Origin of the sequence: Lacrimispora sphenoides (assembly GCF_900105215.1) — a bacterium.
Classification (GTDB): Bacteria; Bacillota; Clostridia; order Lachnospirales; family Lachnospiraceae; genus Lacrimispora; species Lacrimispora sphenoides_A.
Map to the genome: position 1 here is coordinate 2,254,359 of NZ_FOIP01000002.1, position 22,364 is coordinate 2,276,722.

The 22,364-nt window shown below is 42.1% G+C and carries 19 protein-coding genes; 4 read left to right on the forward strand and 15 right to left on the reverse strand.

Annotation, left to right across the window (positions count from 1 at the left end; all coding sequences use genetic code 11):
* Positions 1-3: 3 nt before the first annotated feature.
* A complete protein-coding gene (locus tag BMW45_RS27190; RefSeq protein ID WP_025233759.1) occupies positions 4-339 on the reverse strand; it encodes a cupin domain-containing protein in 336 nt (111 codons plus the stop codon).
* A 112-nt stretch (positions 340-451) separates the two neighbouring features.
* Here BMW45_RS27190 and BMW45_RS27195 point away from each other — a divergent pair, with 112 nt between their 5' ends.
* Positions 452-1,129 (forward strand): Crp/Fnr family transcriptional regulator, encoded by a 678-nt coding sequence (locus tag BMW45_RS27195; RefSeq protein ID WP_092251076.1) that lies wholly within the window; start codon positions 452-454, stop codon positions 1,127-1,129.
* An 86-nt stretch (positions 1,130-1,215) separates the two neighbouring features.
* Here BMW45_RS27195 and BMW45_RS27200 read toward each other — a convergent pair whose 3' ends face one another.
* On the reverse strand, positions 1,216-1,917 hold the full coding sequence (locus BMW45_RS27200) for an ATP-binding protein (RefSeq protein WP_092251077.1): 702 nt from the start codon (positions 1,915-1,917) through the stop codon (positions 1,216-1,218).
* A gap of 159 nt (positions 1,918-2,076) precedes the next feature.
* Between BMW45_RS27200 and BMW45_RS27205 the strand changes: the two genes are divergently transcribed.
* The gene (locus BMW45_RS27205) at positions 2,077-3,072 is read left to right on the forward strand and encodes an SPL family radical SAM protein (RefSeq protein ID WP_092251078.1); all 996 of its coding nucleotides are present in this window, start codon (positions 2,077-2,079) and stop codon (positions 3,070-3,072) included.
* Between the two features lie 362 nt (positions 3,073-3,434).
* Positions 3,435-5,726, forward strand: a complete 2,292-nt coding sequence (locus tag BMW45_RS27210) for a methyl-accepting chemotaxis protein (RefSeq protein ID WP_166433485.1) — start codon at positions 3,435-3,437, stop codon at positions 5,724-5,726.
* A gap of 51 nt (positions 5,727-5,777) precedes the next feature.
* On the opposite strand, the gene BMW45_RS27215 is transcribed toward BMW45_RS27210, so the two are convergent.
* The 3 genes from BMW45_RS27215 to BMW45_RS27225 all read right to left on the reverse strand — a co-directional run bounded on the left by BMW45_RS27215 (position 5,778) and on the right by BMW45_RS27225 (position 9,624).
* On the reverse strand, positions 5,778-6,935 hold the full coding sequence (locus BMW45_RS27215; protein WP_092251080.1) for a glycerate kinase family protein: 1,158 nt from the start codon (positions 6,933-6,935) through the stop codon (positions 5,778-5,780).
* Between the two features lie 51 nt (positions 6,936-6,986).
* Complete coding sequence (locus tag BMW45_RS27220; RefSeq protein WP_092251081.1) at positions 6,987-8,378, reverse strand: GntP family permease; 1,392 nt, start codon at positions 8,376-8,378, stop codon at positions 6,987-6,989.
* A gap of 121 nt (positions 8,379-8,499) precedes the next feature.
* A complete protein-coding gene (locus BMW45_RS27225) occupies positions 8,500-9,624 on the reverse strand; it encodes a CdaR family transcriptional regulator (protein ID WP_092251082.1) in 1,125 nt (374 codons plus the stop codon).
* Between the two features lie 221 nt (positions 9,625-9,845).
* Between BMW45_RS27225 and BMW45_RS27230 the strand changes: the two genes are divergently transcribed.
* Complete coding sequence (locus BMW45_RS27230; RefSeq protein WP_092251083.1) at positions 9,846-10,229, forward strand: DUF6483 family protein; 384 nt, start codon at positions 9,846-9,848, stop codon at positions 10,227-10,229.
* Between the two features lie 75 nt (positions 10,230-10,304).
* Here BMW45_RS27230 and BMW45_RS27235 read toward each other — a convergent pair whose 3' ends face one another.
* The 10 genes from BMW45_RS27235 to BMW45_RS27280 form a co-directional block, all read right to left on the reverse strand.
* On the reverse strand, positions 10,305-10,508 hold the full coding sequence (locus tag BMW45_RS27235; RefSeq protein ID WP_330390914.1) for a DUF1858 domain-containing protein: 204 nt from the start codon (positions 10,506-10,508) through the stop codon (positions 10,305-10,307).
* The gene (gene lon, locus BMW45_RS27240) at positions 10,509-12,926 is read right to left on the reverse strand and encodes an endopeptidase La (RefSeq protein WP_092251084.1); all 2,418 of its coding nucleotides are present in this window, start codon (positions 12,924-12,926) and stop codon (positions 10,509-10,511) included.
* Positions 12,927-13,039: 113 nt separating this feature from the next.
* Entirely contained in the window at positions 13,040-13,603 is a 564-nt protein-coding gene (locus BMW45_RS27245; RefSeq protein ID WP_038284412.1) for a TetR/AcrR family transcriptional regulator, read from the reverse strand.
* Between the two features lie 339 nt (positions 13,604-13,942).
* A complete protein-coding gene (locus tag BMW45_RS27250) occupies positions 13,943-14,641 on the reverse strand; it encodes a tryptophan synthase subunit alpha (protein WP_092251085.1) in 699 nt (232 codons plus the stop codon).
* Positions 14,641-15,921 (reverse strand): PTS ascorbate transporter subunit IIC, encoded by a 1,281-nt coding sequence (locus BMW45_RS27255; protein ID WP_092251086.1) that lies wholly within the window; start codon positions 15,919-15,921, stop codon positions 14,641-14,643. Before BMW45_RS27255 ends, BMW45_RS27250 begins: the two co-directional genes overlap by 1 nt.
* A gap of 39 nt (positions 15,922-15,960) precedes the next feature.
* The gene (locus tag BMW45_RS27260) at positions 15,961-16,236 is read right to left on the reverse strand and encodes a PTS sugar transporter subunit IIB (RefSeq protein WP_025233773.1); all 276 of its coding nucleotides are present in this window, start codon (positions 16,234-16,236) and stop codon (positions 15,961-15,963) included.
* The gene (locus BMW45_RS27265) at positions 16,230-18,266 is read right to left on the reverse strand and encodes a BglG family transcription antiterminator (RefSeq protein ID WP_166433486.1); all 2,037 of its coding nucleotides are present in this window, start codon (positions 18,264-18,266) and stop codon (positions 16,230-16,232) included. The genes BMW45_RS27260 and BMW45_RS27265 overlap by 7 nt, the downstream gene beginning before the upstream one ends.
* 241 nt (positions 18,267-18,507) lie before the next feature.
* Entirely contained in the window at positions 18,508-19,293 is a 786-nt protein-coding gene (locus BMW45_RS27270; RefSeq protein ID WP_092251209.1) for a MurR/RpiR family transcriptional regulator, read from the reverse strand.
* Between the two features lie 121 nt (positions 19,294-19,414).
* The gene (locus tag BMW45_RS27275; protein ID WP_092251088.1) at positions 19,415-20,791 is read right to left on the reverse strand and encodes a M24 family metallopeptidase; all 1,377 of its coding nucleotides are present in this window, start codon (positions 20,789-20,791) and stop codon (positions 19,415-19,417) included.
* A 16-nt stretch (positions 20,792-20,807) separates the two neighbouring features.
* Positions 20,808-22,256 carry a M81 family metallopeptidase gene (locus tag BMW45_RS27280; protein WP_092251089.1) on the reverse strand — a complete coding sequence of 483 codons (1,449 nt, stop codon included), beginning with the start codon at positions 22,254-22,256 and terminating at the stop codon, positions 20,808-20,810.
* Positions 22,257-22,364: the final 108 nt, after the last annotated feature.

Below are 22,364 nucleotides of genomic sequence, written 5' to 3' on the forward strand. Positions count from 1 at the left end.
TGGTTAAAATACTACAACCAATTCCATCTTAAAGCGTTCTTCCGCATAAACCGCATGAGGCTTTTTTGCAGGCATGATAAGGGTCTCACCTGCATTTAACAGATATTCCTTACCGTCTACCGTAAATTTTCCGGTTCCTTCCAAAACAGTCACCATGGCATCCCCGTTGGATTCGTGGGTACTGATTTCTTCCCCTTTATCAAATGCAAATAACGTAATGCTAAGGGCTTCATTCTGTGCAAGGGTCTTGCTGACAATCTGGCCTTCATTTGCCTGAACCAGATCAGATAACATTACGATTTCTTCATGCTTTATATTTTTAATGAATTTCTCTGTCATTTGGCTGCCTCCTTGTTTTCCTATTGCTTTTATAAGCAGATTATAATATAATAATCTCATCATTTCTGTTGTAATTACAACATTATAAAAATAATTTAAAAGGAGGCGGCAAATGGAGGAATACCTGCCTATATTAAAAAAGTCAAATCTGTTTTCCGGAGTACAGCCGGAGGAAATAAGCGCAATGCTAAAATGCCTGTCGGCCCGGATTAAGCATTATAAAAAAGATGAATTTATTATAAGAAGCGGAGACTACATTCGTTCCGTTGGAATGGTGCTCACCGGGACTGCACTCATCATACAGGAGGATTTCTGGGGCAAACGGACCATTATTTCCGAGGCGATGTCCGGCGCTCTTTTTGCGGAAACCTATGCCTGCATCCCCTCCATACCGATTGAAATGAGTGTTATCTCTGATTCCGAATGCGATGTGCTGTTTATGGATTTTAACAGGATAATGAACGTCTGCACCTCCGCATGCACCTTCCACACACGCCTGTTACAAAACTTTTTATCTTCCATTGCCAGGCGGAATTTAATCCTCACGAAAAAAATGCAGCATATGTCCAAAAAGACCATCAGGGAAAAACTGCTCTCTTACCTTTCCGCCGAATCCTTAAAAAACAATTCCTCCACTTTTGATATTCCATTTAACAGGCAGCAGCTGGCGGATTACCTCTCCATTGACCGCAGTGCCCTGTCCAATGAAATGAGCAAATTGCAGGACGAAGGGATTTTAACCTATAAGAAGAACCGGTTCACGTTAAAAGAAGATCTCCATGAAGGATAACTTCTTCCTGCCTGACGGACCCTATTTCGTAATACTATTTAAAAAGCGGAATCCGGTGCAATTATCCCCGGATTCCGCTTTTAAATTTATAAAATATTCCCATCAACAGAGATGGTAACTACGTCACATGGAATTTCTTTGCCACTGTCCTCAAGGGCTCTTAAGGCCGCATGTTCCAGACCGCCGCAGCATGGTACCTCCATTCGGACGACCGTAATGCTTTGAATGGCGTTGTTCTTTATAATCTCCGTCAGCTTCTCACTGTAATCCACCTCGTCCAGCTTCGGACATCCCACAAGAACGACCTTTCCCTTTAAGAATTTCTGATGAAAATCTCCATAAGCATAGGCGCTACAGTCCGCAGCGATCAATAGATCCGCCTGATCAAAATAAGGTGCTTTCACAGAAACCAGCTTGATCTGAACCGGCCACTGTCTTAACTGGGACTGGATAGGAGCCTCAGCCGTTTTCTTTGTTTCAGCCGTGCGTTCAATCTGCATCGCCCGGCTTCCAGGGCAGCCGCTAAAGGAAGCGTGTCCTTTTGCCTCAGCCTTTTTCTGATTTAATTCCACTGCCGCTTCATCATAAGCGGCTGCTTCCCGCTCTACGAATGTAATGGCCCCGGTAGGACATGTCGGAAGGCAGTCCCCTAATCCATCGCAGTAGTCATCTCGCATAAGCACTGCTTTTCCATTTACCATACCAATGGCTCCCTCATGGCATGCTGCTGCACAAAGACCGCATCCATTGCATTTTTCTTTATCAATCTGAATAATTCTACGAACCATTCCTTATAGCCTCCTCATATTTGCTTTCTGAAGCTATCATACTATGCTCTTTGGCTTCTGTCCGTTGTAATTACAACAAAAATTCAAGAAAAAATTATACGGTTTTATGGGTTTACCTCTTTACTTTTCACACATACTACTCCTTATCGGAGGTATCCCATGTTCCCAGATAAAATTTATTACGAACCAGAATCCCTAGACTATGAGCTTGGCCGGTTTCTAAAGGAAAAATACAGCACGATTCCATGGATTCCTATTAAAAGCCACAATAAAATAGATGAGCTGAGGACCCGTCCAAACAGTGATTTTCCGGCCATGAAACAACATCTCATCATAGGGGTCCGCAAAACCCACAACTACGTTCCCAATCACAAGGTATCGGATTTTCTTGTTCCTTATACCTCTTCCGGCTGCACCGCCATGTGCCACTACTGCTATCTGGTATGCAACTACAACAAATGCGCCTATTTGCGTTTGTTTGTAAACCGGGAGCAGTTGCTGAAAAAAATAATGGACCACGGATCCCGCTCTGAAAAAAACTATACCTATGAAATCGGAAGCAACAGTGATCTTGTTCTTGAAAATACCATAACCGGAAATCTGGCCTGGACAATCGAAAATTTCAGCAAGAGCAACTATGGATTTCTCACCTTCCCAACGAAATTCAATAAGGTAGAACCCCTTCTTGGCCTCAGCCACGGCGGCCGTGTCATCATGCGGATGAGTGTCAACCCCCAGCCTATCATCACCCGGTTTGAACCGGGCACCTCCGGCTTAGACGCCAGAATTACCGCCTTAAACAGCATGTGTGACGCCGGATACCGGGTGGGACTTTTGATTGCTCCCATCATTATGACCGATGACTGGAAATACCTGTATTCTCAACTGATTGATACGCTCTCAGACCGGCTTTCCAAAAAAGTAAGGGAACAGGCAGCCATTGAAGTCATTTTCATGACCTACAGCTATGTTCAGAACGCAATCAACACAGAGGCATTTCCTCAGGCAGAACGTCTTTATGACAAGGAACTCATGACCGGGCGGGGAAAGGGAAAATACTGCTACCGTGATGATTTAAGAAGCGACGGGGAACAGTTTTTAAGACAGCAAATAGAAGAAAAGCTAAAAGGAATGACAATCTTATATGTAGTTTAGAAAAATACCCAGAGCACTTCCTGCTCTCTTAAAATGGCCGCTTCCATAAGTTATGGGCGGCCAAAGGTCTTCCATAATCCTTGTGAATTATCGCAGTTATTGCTGCGATTCTATGAAAAATCAAGATATACTATTAATATTTTGTCCTTTTATGTCGAATATACAATTGTTATATAGGTAGTATAACAAGGTTACTAACCATGCTTAAAATACGAAAGGAGGATCTTTTCTTTTATCCGCATATGACCATAAAATTTTACTGCATAACATGCAGTATATTTTTTCACTCATTTGCTGGTAAAATTTTCCGCTTTTTCCACAGAGCGGACCGATCATTAAATAAAAGGGAGTGTAATACAATTATGAAGATATTGAAAAAGCTTAAGTTCAGCAATTTGAAACTTGCTGCAAAGACTTCTATTGCTATGGGAGTCATTCTGGTAGCGAGCCTGGTCTTGCTCATTAGTATCTCTGCAGTGCAGGCAAGCAAAGCAGTTTCAAAGGCAATCAACGGTGAATTTTCAGGAATATCCGCCCAGAATGGCCTCATGGTACAGGCCATAATCGACGATGCTTCTGGAACCGCTAAAAATTTGCAGGATTACTTATACCGTGCATACAACGATAAGAACGCTATCGGCGATTGGAAAAGCACCGTCCGTAAGAGCAGGGTATACGATGTTGGACTTAAGGAAATTAATTATGCGATCGAGAATTATATCTTAAATTCTGCCTGGTCAACCGTGGACACCAATCCTGATATTTATGGGATCGGTGCATTTTTTGAGCCATTAGAATTTGATCCCGGGGTCAAGGATTACTCCCTCTATGTAGACAAAAAAGAGGCTGAAAATAAAACCGCTCAGTCTCTTGGAGCATACAGCGACTATTCCACAAAGGATTATTACCGTGTTGCCAAGGAAACAAAGGCGACTTATATCACCGATCCTTATTTTTACGACGGAATTATGATGAGTACCATCGCTTTTCCTGTTATGAAAGGGGAAGACGTCATCGGAGTTATTCTGGCCGATATTAACGTTTCTAACTTTTCTAAGATAAAAACTTCAGATTCAAAATATCATACCATGTATGTTGATATCTACACGGAAGAAAACATGATTGTCTATGACAGCCAATCAAACGATAACATCGGCAGAAACCTAAGTGAGATGATTTCTCCTTCCGATTATGCTAAAATTACAGCCCTGCAGCAGACTAAAACCGAATTCCAGATTGATACCAAAAGATCCGACGGAACCATGGAATCCAGATATTATTACCCGATTACCAGCGGATCACAGACATGGTGGGCTGCCAGTAGTCTGGAAAAGAAAGATCTGACAAAGGATGTAGTAAAGATCATTGAAGTAATGAATCTTCTTGCAGTCCTGGCACTGATCATAATTAATGCGGTTGTCATCATTTTCTTAAAAAAGACTCTTCGCCCTATTGACGGTGTGATGGCCGCTGCAGCCAGCATCGCTTCCGGTGACTTGGATATCCAGTTGGAGGTTCAGTCCATGGATGAAATAGGTGTACTGTCCAAAACATTTATGGATATGGCAGAAAATTTAAAATTCATCATCCAGGATATCAATGAGGTTCTGGGCGAAATGAGCAACGGCAACTTCAAGGCAACTTCCAATCATGAGGAAAAATACACCGGCGCTTACCAGTATATCCTGGAAGCAATGCGGAACATCCGAATTACTTTAAGCGATACACTTTTAGAGATCGACCAGGCTTCTGAGCAGGTTTCCACCGGGGCCTCCCAGGTATCTGATGCTTCCCAGTCTCTCAGCCAGGGAGCCACGGAACAGGCCTCTTCCATCGAAGAGCTGTCCGCAGCCATTAACGAAGTTTCAGAACGGGTAAAAGAAAACGCGTCCAATGCCTTAGAGGCGAATACCCTGTCCCTGGAAGCATGCGAAGGCATGCTGGCAAGTGATCAGAAGATGAAGGATATGATTTCAGCAATGAATGAAATCGCAAGTACCTCCGGCGAAATAAGTAAGATCATCAAAACCATTGACGATATCGCTTTCCAGACCAATATCCTGGCACTGAATGCAGCCGTTGAAGCTGCAAGAGCCGGTTCCGCCGGAAAGGGATTTGCGGTGGTAGCCGATGAAGTCCGTAATCTGGCCGGCAAGTCTGCGGAAGCTGCTAAAAATACTACGGCTCTTATTGAAAACGCTATTACTGCCATTGGAAACGGAACAAAAATAGCAGATGAAACTGCAGAAGCGCTGCGGCTTGTAGTTGAAAAATCTAATATTTCTTCCGTCAGGGTCGCAGAAATCGCGGAAGCATCCGCCGCCCAGTCTGAAGCCTTGCTGCAGATTACAACCGGCATTGACCAGATATCCGCCGTTGTACAGACCACTTCCGCAACATCGGAAGAAAGTGCAGCCACTTCCGAAGAACTGACCGCCCAGGCTTATAATCTAAAATCCCTGGTAGAAAAATTTCAACTGATGGATAAAGTACCTTCCACAACCAGTGAACCAACTGCTGCTTGGAAGGATTCTGCTACCTGGAAGGATTCTAATGCTTTGGAGAATTCTGCTGCTTGGGGAGGTTCTACTGCTTTGGAGGATTCTACTTCTTGGGAGGATTCTGCCCCGGAAGAGACTTATGATAAATATTAATAGTTTCAGGATTCTTTTCTATTGGCAAATGCCTGAAAAAAGGCTGCGGATTTAAATATCCGCAGCTTTTTTCTGTATTTCCATGCCAGTTTTTATAAAACGGAACATCCGAAGAGCTCCCTGATAGTATAAGTCCTCGGCATCTTCCAAGGCCTTATCCAGTTCCATGACCCCATTGACCGTTGTCATGATGGAACAGATCCCAAAGTCATAAATCTTTTCTGCACCTTCTCCCATAGCTCCTACCAGAGCAACAGCCGGAATTCCTTTTCTTTTGCACCTCATCCCAATGCCCTGTATTACCTTTCCAAAACAGGACTGCCAGTCCGTGCGCCCCTCTCCGGTCACAACCATAGACACATCTTCCAGGCGGGAATCAAAATCAATCAAATCCAGAACCGTTTCAATTCCTGATTTTAACTCCGCATGGAGAAATACCAGAAGTGCCGCGCCAAGGCCCCCAGCGGCTCCGGAACCTGGCATATGATCTGGATTAATCCCCAGTTCCCGTATCATCACATCCCGGTAGTTCTGCATTCCTCTTTCCAGTTCATCAAGGACCTGGGGTGAACCGCCCTTCTGTTTTCCAAACGTGTAGGTGGCTCCGTCTTTCCCACATAAGGGATTATTGACGTCGCACATGGCTGTCATTTTCACTTTAGAAATCAGGGGATGGAGGCCGGAACTATCGATATGGGCGACTTTTTCCAGATCTCTTCCTGTTCCTTCTAACTCTCTTCCCTCCGAATCAAGGAATTTTACTCCTAATGCCCTCATACAGCCCATGCCGCCGTCATTGGTCGCTGAACCGCCGATTGCTATGGAAATATCGGTAAAGCCCCGGTCCAAAGCATCTCTTATCAGCTCTCCGGTCCCATAGGTCGTGGTATTCCTTGGATCCCTTAAATCTCTTGGAATCAGGGGAAGCCCGGAAGCCGCCGCCATCTCAAGGATGGCACGTTTCTCATCCAATTTTCCGTAATAAGCGTTTACAGGAGCAAGAAGCGGCCCACAGACGGTTAAGGGGATTCTTTCTCCCTGCATGGCTGCGATCACCGCATCCGTTGTTCCCTCTCCTCCATCGGCCACGGGGATTCCGATACCTTCCCACTGATCAAACACTTCCGCCGCAGCTTTTTTCAGCAGTTCTATGGTCTGTTCACTGGAAAGAGTCCCCTTAAACGAGTCGGATGCAAACAATAATTTCATATACAAAGTCCTCCTTAGACCAGTGATTTTTAATTCTTATTTCTTCTTAAATTAATGCAGGATCAAAGTCAGTATAAATATTTCCAGGATTCCTGCGATCCCCAGAATCAATGTTGCGACTGTTTGAGTCTTATATCCTTTTTCCGGAGTCATGGCTCCAAAATTCGTTACCACCCAGAAATATGAATCGTTTGCGTGGGAAACAGTCATGGCTCCCGCACCGATTGCCATACAGGCAAGAGTTACACGTACGGGGCTTCCAAGGCCCAGCATAGGAAGCAGCGGAGCCACAATTCCTGCAGTGGTTGTCATAGCCACGGTAGAGGAGCCTTGAGCACTCTTTAAGATCGCTGCCAAAAGGAATGGGAAGAAAATACCCATGGTGCTGAGTACGGAAGCATGGTCCTTGATATAGTTCACCATATCGGTGGAAGAAATCACCTTACCCAGCACACCGCCGGCAGCCGTTACAAACAGGATCGGTCCCACAGTTTTTAAAGTGTCATTGGTTATCTCATAAAATTCTTCCATTTTACCGGCTCCCTTTAGCTGAAGGACACCGCACACGGTACCTGCTGCCAGAGCTATGATGGGAGTACCTAAAAATTTAAGCACATCAGCCCCAAAGCCTTGCATATTGGCCATTGCCACGATTGAGGAAAAAGCCATAAGAAGGATTGGAAGAATAATAGGAGCAAGGGCATTGAATCCGCCGGGAAGTTTACCGTATTCGGCAACCAGCTCCTCATAGGTTTTTGCAATCTCACCCATATCGGCTTCATCGTCTGACCGTACTTTTCCACCGATGTATTTTGCGTAGAAGAACCCGGCAATCAGCGGGAAGATGGAACATAATGCGCCCATTCCCATAACAAGAAGCAGGTTTTCTCCAATACCTAGGGTAGAAGCAGCCGCAATAGGTCCTGGCGTGGGCGGAATGAAAACGTGGGAAATATAGAGCCCAGAGGAAAGGCCTACAGTCATGGCGACTAAGGAGGCGGCAGTCCTGTTTACCAGGGCTTTCCGGATCGGGTTTAAAATTACGAAACCGGAATCGCAGAATACCGGGATGGATACCACCCAGCCCATCATCTCGATTGCAAGGACCGGATTGTTTTTCCCAACAAGCCGGATTACCATATCAGCCAGCTTAAGGGCCGCCCCTGTTTTCTCCAATATGGTTCCGATCAAGGCTCCAAGGATGATAACAATACCAATGCTTGTGAATGTACCGGAGAATCCAGCCCCTATTACATTTGCAAGGCCGCTTACCTTGGTCCCATCTTCCAATGTCTTATCCACCAGCGGAATCCCTGCAATAAGTCCCAGGAGCAGTGAGATGCTCATGATGGCGATAAACGGGTGAATCTTAAACTTGGAGATTGCAATGATCATTATGAAAATTGCAAGTACGAAAATAAAAATCAGTGGTAAACCTGTCATAAAATAACCCCCTTCTATACAATACAACAGTTTCTACCGTTATCATAACATCATTGACCCCGAAATTTCTAATGTCATGAGTATCAATATGACCCCTGATTTTTGTATCGTCAATACAAAACTAGTGTTCTCTTCTTAAAAAACTATAAAAAGCCTCCAGAAAAAAACGGTCTGCTGAAGATTCTATGGGATTGATATTTAAGGTATCCTTTATCTTATTGTAACGGTATAAAAGAGTATTCTTATGCACAAAAAGTTCTTTTGATGCCGTTACCAGATTATAATTTGTCTTTATAAGGGCTCCGGCAATTTCCTTAAATGTCTTTATAAATCCTTCACTCAGCTCTCTTTCATAAACATTGAACATCCATTGCAGCTCATTCACCGGCACAATAGAGCGCACATAATTTCCTGTATGGTCATAAAAAAAGGCGGCAGAATCGGAATCCGCATTTTCTTCCAGCCACTTGCAATGCCGATAAGCATTATAATACTGGGTAAAGCTTCCCTGAAATGAGCCGATGTAGAATTTACAGCTCTTCTCCTGCTCCCGAAGCCATTTTAAGGCAGTGCTTAAATATTCTGCTATGATGTATTTGTAATCCGCAAATAATTTTCGAGACTGTTTCGGCATAGTTTTAAATATGAGAATATGGCTGTTGCCCAGGACAATGCTGATGTCCTCCGTTCCGTGCCTGGGGCTGTTCTTGATTATGTTAAGAAACGGCTCCGGCCGGGTGTCATCCAGCTTGCACAGGATGGGGATTCGTACGATGTTTTCCGAATAATTTAACTTCTTTGCTACGCTCCGAAGTTCCCCCGGATCCGGATATTCCACATGGATCAAAAGGTTTGTGAAATGCTCCTTCCGATTTCTCCTGCGCCTTAATTCCTCTTGCTGCTTCTCGTATTTCAGCATGGCCTCGATGGCCATTTTGGTGATCAGAGCGACAGGCTTTATCTCACCAGGATCACCGGTAATTCCTACCACTCCTTCCCGTCTGCCGTCAATGTTAATGACCATGTTGATCCCTGGCTTTACTCCAGGATAATCATCCTCTGTGGAAGTGACCACGATATCCTCGCTTCCTGTTACAATATAATAGGCCACCTCATGAAATGCCCCCACCCGCTTTGGATCCCGACTGGCGATGATGACCCCCTGCTCATTCATTATGTTGATATTGTATTCTGTATATTGAGTGACCTGTTCAATGAATTTCTTAGCCAATTCTGTTTCTATCATCTGCATCCTCCCGAAGCTTGAACTTTATCATACGAATTCACCGGTTATCTCTTCATCATTATTGAAAACAGCTTACCATACTTTGCTTTTTCCTTCAATAGCAATGGATTTTATCCTTTTCTTACTATATACATTTTACTTTTTCTAGGATTTGTGGTAAATTATTTTTTATCATAACATTTTATACTTATTATATATGACGGTTAAAAAAGGAGAATTTTATGTTACAAGATGATTTTATCATGCGCATGATTCATGAGATGGTAACAACTTTGCTAAAACTGATTTTTCATATTGAATTAGGGGAAAATGAGGAACAGAATTTTAAAGACCAGGAGACAGCATCAAATTATCTTGAGCTCTTAGCTCTCATTCAGGCCGGAAAGATCAATGAGGCAGAAAACAAATTATTGGATGAGCTGGATTCCGACGATATGGAGCATTTTAAAATGGCGCTCATGTTTTATTATCATTTAAATCAGATCGATTATAACTTTCTTGAAGAGCATAATTATTCCAAAAACGAAATTACGGACGGATTAAGATATGTATCATCAGTTTATGGCTATGACAGCATGGCAGAAGCTCTTCTGGGCAGAGGTTAATCAGACATCCATATTACATTATAAAAGAGAGGCATCTTCATTTGAAGACGCCTCTCTTTTAAATTGTTAAGACCATTACTCTGACATATGCTTATTTAACTTGTCGATCAGTTCTTCAGCCGGAATGCCGTGGACCATACAGGCCTCTTCCACGGTCTCAGCGGCAGATGCGGGACAGCCAAGGCAATGCATTCCCATTTCAAAAAAGAAGTGTGCGGTGGTTCGGTCTGCTTCTAAGACCTCTCCGATTAAAGTATCCTTTGTCACTGTCATATTCATTTAAATTACCCCTTTTCTTTCAATATTTTTATGTGGTGTGTTTAACCCTTCGGGAAACAATCCGTTCCCGTTCTTTTGAAAATATACATGTTCGATTCTGGGCAGGAAAATCCCCAAAGACTCCTTTAATACATCCTCTACCGTTTCCACCGGTATGATCGTAAGCTGATTCTTCACTTCTTCCGGTACATCCTTTAAATCACTTACATTATCTTTGGGAATTAAGACCCTGTTGATTCCGGCTCTTTGTGCGCCCAGAAGCTTTTCCTTTAAGCCTCCGATGGGCAGGACCGCTCCCCGCAAAGTGATTTCTCCGGTCATGGCAAGTCTTGAATCTACCTTGTTGCCGGTAACAAGAGAGGCCAAAGCGGTAAATAATGCGATTCCGGCCGATGGGCCATCTTTAGGAACCGCTCCTGACGGAACGTGGATATGAAGGTCTCTTTCTTTAAAATTAAAGGCATTTAAAGGCAGTCTGGATTTTAATAAGCTTAAGGAAATCTTGGCAGATTCCTTCATTACATCTCCCAGCTTTCCGGTCAATATGACCGCTCCGCTTCCCGGCATATCGGTTGCCTCGATAAAGAGTATTTCTCCTCCCACCGGAGTCCATGCAAGGCCTGTAACCACACCCGGAGGATTATCCTGCTGGGCCTTATCGTGACGGGAAACCTGACTGCCAAGATATTCTTCTAAATCTTCTTCCTTAATCACAAGAGGCAGCTCCGCCTTTTTGGATACGATCTTTTCCGTTGTAATTCTGGCCAGGCTGGACAGCTGCTTTTTCAGCCCCCGCACGCCGGCCTCCAGCGTATAATCATTGATAATCTTCTGTAATACTTCATCTTCAATTACCAATTGCTCCTGCTTTAAGCCATGTTCTTTCAGGACCTCCGGGATCAGATGATTTTTGCCGATATGGAACTTTTCATCCATGGTATAGCTGGTTATCTGGATAACTTCCATCCGGTCTAAGAGAGGACCTGGAATGCTTTCCAATGAATTGGCCGTTGCTACAAAGAAAACATCGGATAAGTCATAAGGAAGATCCATGTAATGATCGGTAAAGCTGTTGTTCTGTTCCGGATCAAGAACCTCCAAAAGTGCGCTGGCAGGGTCTCCGCTGAAACCGCCGGACATAATCTTATCCACTTCATCCAACACCATGACAGGATTGGTCTTCCCTGCCTTCCGGATGCTCTGGATAATTCTTCCTGGCATTGCTCCGACATAAGTTCTTCGGTGCCCTCTGATTTCCGATTCATCACGGATACCGCCTAAGCTTAAACGGATGTATTTTCTGCCAAGGGCCTCTGCAATGCTTTTTCCAAGGCTTGTTATTCCGGTTCCCGGCGGTCCCACAAGGAGGAGAATGGAACCTTTTTTAGCTTTGTTTAACTGCATGACTGCCAGATGCTGAATGATCCTGTCCTTAACTTTTTGCAGCCCGTAATGCTGTTCATCAAGAATCCGTCTTGCCTCGTCAAGATCAATGTCCTTATCCTCTTCCTTTTTCCATGGAAGCTGAACCAAAAGATCTAGATAATTACGGATCACGTTGTAGTCCAGTTTATTGGGGCCCTGATCATCAAGCTTTTCCAGTTCTTCAAGAGCCGCCTCTTTGATCTCAGACGGCATACCTGCCTCTTCGATCTTCTTTAAATAATCCGGCTCCTTTTTTCCTTCGTCCTTTTTGCCTTCCCCCAATTCTTCCTGAATGGCCTTTAACTGTTCTCTAAGCACGGACTCCCTGTAATACCGGTTTGCCTTCTCGGAGAACTTCTCGGAAATCTCCATCTGCAGTTCGATCATTTCCTTTTGCTTCAGCATGTAATCCAGGAAACGAAGGCTTCTTTCTTTTAAGGACATTTCCAGAAGCTCGTGCTTTTCATCGTTGGGTATCTGAAGGAATTGAGACAGATACACAATTATGGAATTTAAATCCTTAAACTCATTGACAATTCTCTGGTACTGTTCTCCTCCCGAAAATTTGGAGCTTATCTCACTGGTAACGTTTTTGATATAGCCAAGCATTTCTTCCCGGCTCTTCTCGTCTAAATCTTCTTGATTCTGACTAAGCTCATACTGGGCATAGATAACGCCGTTTTCTGTGTGAAGCTCTTTTACATTGATCTGGTCCCTCAGCCTTACGGAAAGCAGGATCCCTTTATCCGTCTGGTCTATTCCTGTGACCTCAAAGGTCAGGCCTGCCCGGTAAAAATCTTCCTCATTCTTTAGGTTTTTACCAAAATTATGTTTTAACGGCAAAGCTATTTTTATGGATTCTTCGTTTTCCAGATACATCATATGTGTTTCGTCAAGTGCTTCCAAACGAACCGTAGTTACGACGTCCGGTAATAAAACTTTGTTGGAAATTGGGAAAACGATTCCTATGTTATTTTTATCATGATTTGTCATAGTTTTATCCTTTCTGTGCGTATTCCTTAAGTGAATGTTCATTTAATATGGAATTGTTTTTATGCGAGACTTTTTGTAAAATATATTCACAAAATAATCCCGCCTGTAAAAACCTAAAGCAATATTGCGTCTTGAATTATTTGAATCATTTCCTGCAGCAAATCCTCTTTCTGTGCCTCGTTCTTGCGGTTATCAACAGCAATTGCTTTCACCGGCTGAAAAATGATGGCCAAAAGATTATCCTCTTTGTAATTCCTTATGAGATTACTCCTCTTCATATCCGACATCAGGCTGTATATATTGCAAATGCCCTTTTTCCCGGAACAGTTGTTGGCCAATGAGGGGCAATTGGAAAATTGCTCCACAAAGCTGAAGATTTCCTTGTTCTCTAATATATAGTTATAGTAGCTTCGGATGAGCACCTCGATCTGCTGCCGTCCCTCCATTTCCCGTTTTACGCTGTCCAATAAATAATCATATATTTCTTCCGAGTATTCCAGGTAAATATCGTGCAGCATATCTTCTTTATTCTCAAAGTAGATATAAACCGTTGCCGGCGAAACCCCTGCCATCTTAGCGATTTTAGAGACAGAAGTGCCATGGAAGCCCTCCTGCAGGATCAGCTTGATTACTGCTTCCTTTATGCTTTTCACTTTTTCGTCGTCTTTTTTTCTCATGCCATCACCTCTATATTTTTATAATAAATGATCATTCACTTATTGTCAACTATTTTTTTATTTTTAAAGACCAAATTATTATATTCCTATCTGCAATTAGGGTTTTCACAATAAAATAGCTTTCATAATATAAAAATAAGTCTTGAAAATGACTTTTCAGGCCAATCAAGACTTATTTTTCGTACATAGCTTTCTGACAGGGCCATTTTAGGGCCTCTATCTTTTTATATATCATTATCATGCTGGCAGCATTACTCTGGATACTAAACTCCTGCCTGCCCTCTACTCTGCAATATCATAACACTCCCCTTGTCATGCTAAGCAGATTGAAAAACCAGCCTATGCATCGGCTAACTTCAACTCTTCCAGATAAGCATTCAAAGCATCCATACCTCCAAGCTGGTAACGCTTTATGAACTCTGTCCCTATGATGGCACCATCGGCTCCATTCTTCATGACTTCCTTCACGTCCTCGGCGGACTTTATGCCAAAGCCTACATAGGCCGGTGTCTTTGAAACAGATTTTACTTTTTTTACAACTTCAACGTATTCTGTAGGAAGCTTATCAAACGATCCGGTTTTCCCTTCCCCTGAAACGATATAGGCAAACAGGTCATTATGCGCAAGAGCCTTTGCTATGCTCTCATCACTAAGGGACCGGCCCAGTACAGTGATCTGATTGGGGAAGGATCCGGTGGGAAATTCTCCATCCACACATAGAAAACCGTCATATAAGTCTTTCGGAACGTCAGAAAGGTGAAAGTATTCCACGCCTTCCTTATAAGTCATTAACACAACTTTAAACGTGAAACGCCTGCGGATTTCTACCAGCGTGCGTATTACATCGTCTGGGCTTATCTTTTGCTCCAACGCTTCTTTATGAGTCTGCTGTATCACAGCTCCGTCTACAAAAGGATCGGTAACCGGTATGCCGATTTCAACAAAACCGGCCTTTTTATGATCCAATAACTCTAAAATCTGAAAAAACGTTTCCCTGTCCGGATAATTCAAGGTAAGGTAAAACACTAAATTTTTCATTAGATGCCTCCAAACAGCTTAAGCACCCAGCCTAAGATCGGACCATAGAAGGAATAATCTGTCTCGCTTAAAATACGCATGATCGGCGCATAAGATCCAATCATTGGAAGGAGCAGAGCCTGTCCGAAAATAAGAATCAAACCATTTACAAAGGAGCCTATGATCGCACCTCTGCGTCCGCCATGGGCATTTCCGAAGATGGCTGTTACCGCACCGGTGAAAAAAGTGGGGATCAGAGCCGGGAATACCACAACCGGATAATTAATAAATCCAAGGATCATCATACCGATCAGACCTGCAATCAAGCTGGTCAGGAAGCCCAATATCACGGAATTAGGATAATTGGGGAAAAGCAGAGGGATATCAAGCCCTGGTACGGAATTAGGGATGATCTTATTGGCAAAGCCGTGGAATGCAGAGATGATCTCGGAAAGCATCATTCTTACACCTGTAATAATAACTGTGATCCACATACCAAAGGACAAACCACGTAAAAAGCTGAACACAACGATATCCTGTCCGCCGGTGATATTTTCACGCATCCAGGCCGGACCGGAAATCAGGCTTATGACCAAAAAGAGAACTGTCATAACAATGGTTAAGGAAATGGTCATCTCCCGTAAGAAATTAAGCTTCTTTGGAATATTTAAGTTTTCAAGATCATTTTCCTTGTTTCCAAAGGTTTTGGCAAGCAGGGAAGAAATCAGAATTCCGATGGAGCTGGAATGGGCAAGGGTAAAGCCCTCTCCTCCCTTTACTTCCTTCATAAATACCGCCACGTAGGCGCAGGAAAAGGTCATATAGATTCCTAACAATATGGAACCGGTTATTACAAGCGGTACAAAAGCCAAATTGGTTCCGAATTTTAACAGCGCCGCAATCAATCCGGCATAAAAGAAGGATACATGAGCTGACAAATGCACATATTTAAAGCGAGTAAATCTTGCCAGTAAAAGGTTCACCAGAAAGCCCAGTGCAAAGATCAATGCCATTTCTGTACCGATCCCGGTAAGGCTTTCAGCTTGAGCCGCTCCAATATCCACTGATACAGGCGGCATATTAAATATCTTGGTAATCATTCCCTGCAAAGGCAGCAGGGACATACCAAGGGTCTGTCCTCCTACGTTGATCATGGTAAAGCCGATCATCGTCTTAATCACGCTGGGAAGGATCTGATCCCAGGTTTTCTTCTGGGCAACCATACCTGCGATTACAACAATTCCAATAATGAATACAGCCTGGCTGAAAACATTATTAATCAAATACATTACTACTCCCATTTTTCTCTCTCCCTTCCAAGGCCGCCATCAGCCTTCCGGTTATCTCTTGTTTATTGCTTCAAGAAGCTGCTCTTTTAAATACTGCTTATCCATCATATTGTCGATCCGGATAATGTGCGCCTTAGAATCTCTTAAAACATCGGCAAAATCTGAAGTTGTAATTAAAATATCATAGGAATCCGGGCTGACGGAACCGATATCTGAAGCATCTACGGTTGCTTCAATCTTTTCTGCATCAAGAATCTGTTGGGTAAACAGGCGAAGCATCATGGAGCTTCCTACTCCTGCACCACATACTGTAACTATTTTTAACATTGTGAATCCCCCTTTATAATCTGTAATATTTCCTCTGCGGAATTTGCATTGGTTATTTCATATACCTTTTTTTCGTCCATTAAAATGTCCGCAAGCTCGGTAAGTGCTTTTAAATGTGATTGGTGGTCAATGGCACAAAGGCCCACCACGATTTTAACCGGGTCGTTTTTCGGATGTCCGAATACAACGGGTTCTTTTAGCGTTACAATACTAAGGCCGATATCCAGGGCGCCTTCCTCAGGTCTTGCGTGCGGCATGGCGATTCCCGGTGAGATTACGATATAGGTTCCGTTCACCTCAACATTTTTTAGCATTGCCTGGATGTAAGACTCATCTGCCAGCCCCTTATCTACAAGGAGCCTGCCGCTTTCCTTAACGGCTTCATCCCGACTGGCGGCCTCAAATTTTGCTTTTATTAATTCTGTGGTCAAAATTTCTTTTAACATCGGTTGATAAATTCCTTTCTTTGGTTCTGAATTTTCTGTAATTCCCAAATATATACTCAATTCATTTTTTAAAGGCGCCAGCTTATGATCCTCGATTTCCACATATTTGCCAATAATGTTCATCACCTCGGCCATATGGATCCTGGCAGTTAAAAATGACAATTGGCTCTGTATTTCCTTTATGTCATAATCCGATAAATAAGGGCTTACTTTCAGTACCTTTGTGTCCTTCCACTTAAAAGGTACCGTGGATATGATCAGGTCCGGAGTATGTTCCTTCAGCCACAGTGCCGCATTTCTCACACTGAATGTCCCCAATATATTCACATGGAAGATTGCCTGCAGCCTGCTTTTTAATATCTCAGAAGTGCTGATTCCTGCGTTGCAGACAATGATGACATTGGGCGTCCTGCGGATCTGTTTTTCATTTCTTTCTATTACGGAAGCAAAAAACAATGTGAAATATGATATCTCGTGCTCATTAAAATGCACTTTAAGCTCTTCTTCAAGTACCTTTACACTCTTTTCCACTGCTTTATTAAGCTGGTAGAAATTTTCCAAAACATAGCTCAATAATGGATTTTCAGCCCATTCCCCAGCCAAAGCCCGCTTATAGGCAGGACGCAGATGGTTGAGCAGTCCCTCATAAAGCTTGGAATCGGTTCGAAAAGCTTCAAAGGAGTATTCCTGTGCCACTGCATCGATAAACTGGTTCGTTACCAGATTAAAGGGCAGCCATTTTTCAGATAACAGCTCCTCGGATTTGACAACAGATGCTTCTGCCAGTTTATTGGCCAGATAAAAGCAGTCATCAATCGATACTTCCCTGCCGAATATCGCTTCAATTTCTTCATGCCGTTCCACAAATGCCTTTTCTTCTCTCGTTAAAACATCCTTTGGTCCTCCGGTGAACGCTTTTCCGATGGAGATCCTTGCATAAGTGACATAAAAGGCGATCAGCATACGGTTAAATGATACATCGCTTAGTTCTACATTAAGCCGTCTTGCTACATCATCAAGAAAGGCTTCACAGGAATACAGGATCTGCATATCTTCCTTTCCTGCCCTGTCCTCAAAAAACAGCGGATCCTCACTGATGGAAAGAATCAGAAGATTCCTGATGTTTTGCTCTTTACCGGAAATCCGGTACCCTTTAAAGGGTGTGGCCTCTACTGCGATGGAATGAAAGCTGAGCATTTCCCTTACTTCCTTTAAATCACCGATGAGGGTATTTCTTGAAATATCAAGTTCCTTCAACAAGTCATCCACCGTGAACTGATCCCCGGACAAGAGTATGGACGTGGTGATCCGCAGTCGCCGGATTCTTAAATTCGACAGAACAAAAGCCGGGGTAGAGTGGATCAGACTCTCAAACTCTATCATCAGCGGTTCCGTATAAAACATCTTCCCCTTATCTGCATTGATTTCAGAGTATCCGGAAGCCTCCAGTAATTCATTTAATTTTTTTATATCACTGTAAATCGTTCTGCTGCTTACAGAAAACTGCTGTGCCAGCTCCCGCACGGTAAACTCACGGTTGCTCTGGCAGACAAGGCGGAATATTTCTAAAAGTCGGTTTTCCATGGTTTCCTCCTTTATGTGATAAGTATAGCATTCCATTGAAATCATCTACAAATCCAATTTGCTTCACTTTTTTTGAATGGATAGGTATATGGCGGGCAAACCACAAAAAAAGACGCCGCTTACGCTGACGCCATATGATGATTCATAAGTCAAGGTTGTTTGAAATACAAAATTTTTAGAAGCTTCCTTATAACTGAATTTGCTCAGATATCAGTTATAAGGAAGCTGAATTTTAAATCATCTAAGAATATAAAAATATATATTGCATGGATAATAAATCAAGTATATAGGTAATGCCATATTTCCCATAAATACTAAGGTAGTCATTTGAGATACTATTCTTACTTATATAAAAAACATCTTCATAAGCACTTTTTAAACTTTGATCCCTGTTTCCTGTTATTAAAAATTTATGGCCTTTTAAACTTTTAACAAATTCAAATGACAGCTCTGCAAACTTTCCAGATGCTGATACAGTAATTATGATATCCTCAGCATTGAAAGATTTTAAAACATTGTTCTTAGTAAATGAATTTGAAATAACATGAGTGACCTTAGATGCAAACATTAATTCCTGCTGAAACTTTGCGATTGTTCCGCTGGTATTGTTTGCACATAAGAATACGATATTAACATCTCTATGAAGCAGCTGACATAAAAAACTTATCTTTTCAAAATTAAAATGCTCATCGATATCTATAATCATGTCATTAATAAGGTTTTTTATATGGCTTTGATAATTGTAATATTCTTCAATATCCCTATATCTTAAATTACTTGGAAATACTAATTTAGTCACTGAACTTTTTAATTTGCTGAAATTATCGTATCCCAGTTGTTCGCAGAATCTTCTGATGGCTGATATGGATGTAAAGCATTCCTCTGTGATTTCTGAAATACTAACACTGGAAATTCTATATAGATTCTTTAAAATGTACTGTGCTAATACATATTCAATATTATCTGATTTTCCTGCGTTAACTATTAATGATAAAGAGTTTAAGAGACCTAAGTTATTGATTTCCACATTACATTCCTCCATTGAGCTTATTAATGCATGATTCCTCTTCTATTATAAGCTGTTTATAACCGGACGGGTATGCAGATAAAAGTGCTCAAAACAGACATTGGAACAACGATCAGAATTCTCATTTGGAACCTGTGAATGCCGCTCTCTTATTGAGTAAGAATGGGCGGCAGTAAGCAGTCGCATTACTTGTTGGAATGACTTCTTCCGGAAGTTTGATTGCCAATTCTTCCATGATATAAGCCCTGCGTTTCTGGATTCGATTCCACACTTCCGGATATTCTTTTTTTATTGCTTCCCGTAATGCCTTGTCAGCCAGCATAACTCCGCTCTCACAGCTGATTCCGCCATAACCGGGAACGGATGGAATGATATCAATCTGGAACAGCATTCCACTCTTTATTCGTTCCTCAGAACCTTTGTATACCGGAGAAGCAAGCCATTCTTCATCGGCACATAGGTGACCGGGGTTTAATGACCATCCATACTGGGCTTTTGGCAGCACTTCCTCTATCTTATCATATAATTCATTTCCGTCCATACCAATCTTAATCGTTTCTAACCAAGTCTTTACCGCAGTGTAGTAGGGAATTGCTACCTTCTTCAAGTAGTCTTTTTCACCTTCCGGCAACTCCTCTTCGCAAAATACCGCATATCCGCCGCGGCTTTGCAATCCACCCTTGAATCCCGTTGTAATTGAAATACGGTCTCCTTTTTTAATTACTTTATTGGTTGGGTATATATTGGCTTTTACAAAACGCTCCCCAGCCGCCATGATTGTTACAACATTATGAGGCTGTCCAAATGCAGCTAATTTTTCTGCAATCTGCATTTCTGTTTTTCCTTCATCAAACGCTTCCATTGCTTCTAATATACAATTTCCTGCAAGTGCAGCCCCGAATTCATAATGTGCTAGTTCATTGGCATTGTTTGTGGTACGTACGCCTCCATCACCAATGAATAAGCCCGCAGCATTAGAAAATCTGGCTTCCCTGCAGTTGCTCATGATTGCTTGTACGATAAAGTAAGGAATATCATATAATGCAGTATTATCCTCGGTTTTGCCGGTAAAATTCTTCCAACCAACAAAACCAATATTTTTTGCTTTTTCCAATCCGCACTGCATGAAAATTTCAGCCACACTTTTCTCTGTCTCCATCGGCTGGTTTGGAAGGGAAAAATACGGCATGTGCACAGCCGTCACTTCAATTCTTGATTTTGCTGCTTTGTTCAAATTCTCATTTCCTAATACCATATACGCCTTACCACAGGAATGAAGCACTAATAAGGCCTCTTCAAAACGTGGCAGGAAACCGCATATGTATTCAAAATTACTTCCGTGTTCCAAATCGGCATAGATAACAACAGTATCATAACCTTTTTCTTTCATCTTTGCCAACAACTTTTCTTTTCTTTCTTCCATTGTTTCATCACTTAATGCAACTGGTACAAGATCCTGCTCTAATTCCGGCGCTTTTATTTCTTTTAGCTGTATCATTATATATTCTCCTTCTTTAAATGTCATCAATCGGAAACATTGGACGCATAATGCGTTTGAATAGCAGCTTTGAAGTATCCTGCAGCGTTGCTCCCTGTGTTAATGACATAACAGTTAATTTGCCTTCTTCTTTTAATTCCGGGAAAATATATCCCTGTTTAACAATAATAATATCATAGTCTTCATAGTTTACACCAGCCGTATGAAACTGGTGTATTTCCACAAAAGGATGATTATTTCCTGAAACTATAATATCAATTGGTTTATCTTTGACACCAATGGTAATACAATCGCCAAAATTCCCTTCTCCTACATAAGAGTATCCGGCCAAATACCCTTTAGCTTTGACCTCAACGTCTAAATCTACTTTTGCGGATAACTCATCCAAATTCATTCCTAAAGAAATTGATACTTTCTCCTCTTCTTCCAAACCGGCTAATTTTGTTAAAGCCTCTGCATCATTTATGCCGGCAAACAAAAACTTCTTGTTACTGGTATTGACAAGTGCCAGCACCTGGCGCAATAGAACTGTATTGCATCCCACGGCTCCAGAGGTTACATTATCCCCGGAATCAGTGATGAATACGGGCTTACCTTTAAATTCTACCGCCATTTTCATTGCTTCTTCCGGCGGTGCAGTCAGTCCGGTATAATGAAATTCATGCCGTTTATCCCATACATACTTGGCTAATTTATCAGCAATATGATTTGCATATTCCTGGTCGGTTTCTGTTGCGGGGATAACAACAATACCGCATCCTGCAACATCACAGTCATGGCGGATATATCCTACATGCCAGGAACAGCTTAAAATTCTTTTATCTTCTTCTAATTCTTCTAAATATTGATTGATGGTTTTAACTGGTTCATCCGCAGAAACACTTTGTTCCCCTCCTAAAATCATGGGTAATTTACGGTATACCGGTGTAATATTTTGACGGGTCTTCAACAGTGCTGCCATCTTTTCACAAACAAACGTAATCGTTTCCTTTATATCTGTATGGGGTGAATTCCGGTAACTGCGAATCAGTGTTGTGCTTTCAACATATTCCTTCGATAAGTTGCCATGAGGATCACAAACCACTGCAACCGGTAAATAAGGCCCGACTAATTTGCGGATCTCCTTCACAATATGGTGATCACCTGATCCGCCCTCTAAATCTTCCACTTCACTTGCTCCATGCAGGTGAAGGTAGATTCCATCAATTTCATGAATGTGCTTTTTGACATCTTCCAAAATTCTATTTTCAATGAAATCAAAGGCATCTTTCTCTAATACACCGCCGGCTGCTGCATTGGCATAAATGGAAGGGATGATTTCAACTCCTTCTCTCCCAAATACATCTTCACATTTCATTTCCCGAATGCAATCTTCTCCAAATAAAAGATTAAAATTTTCCAATCTACTTTTATACGGAATGTTTGCATTGGATTCAATAACAAATTGGGCTATCAATACTTTCATTACATTCTTCCTCCTGAATATGGTTAGAAGTGTGCCTCTCACTATAAAAAATCACCCCTATGAATATTATTCACAGGAGTAATTTTTATAATATTCTTACAAAATAGA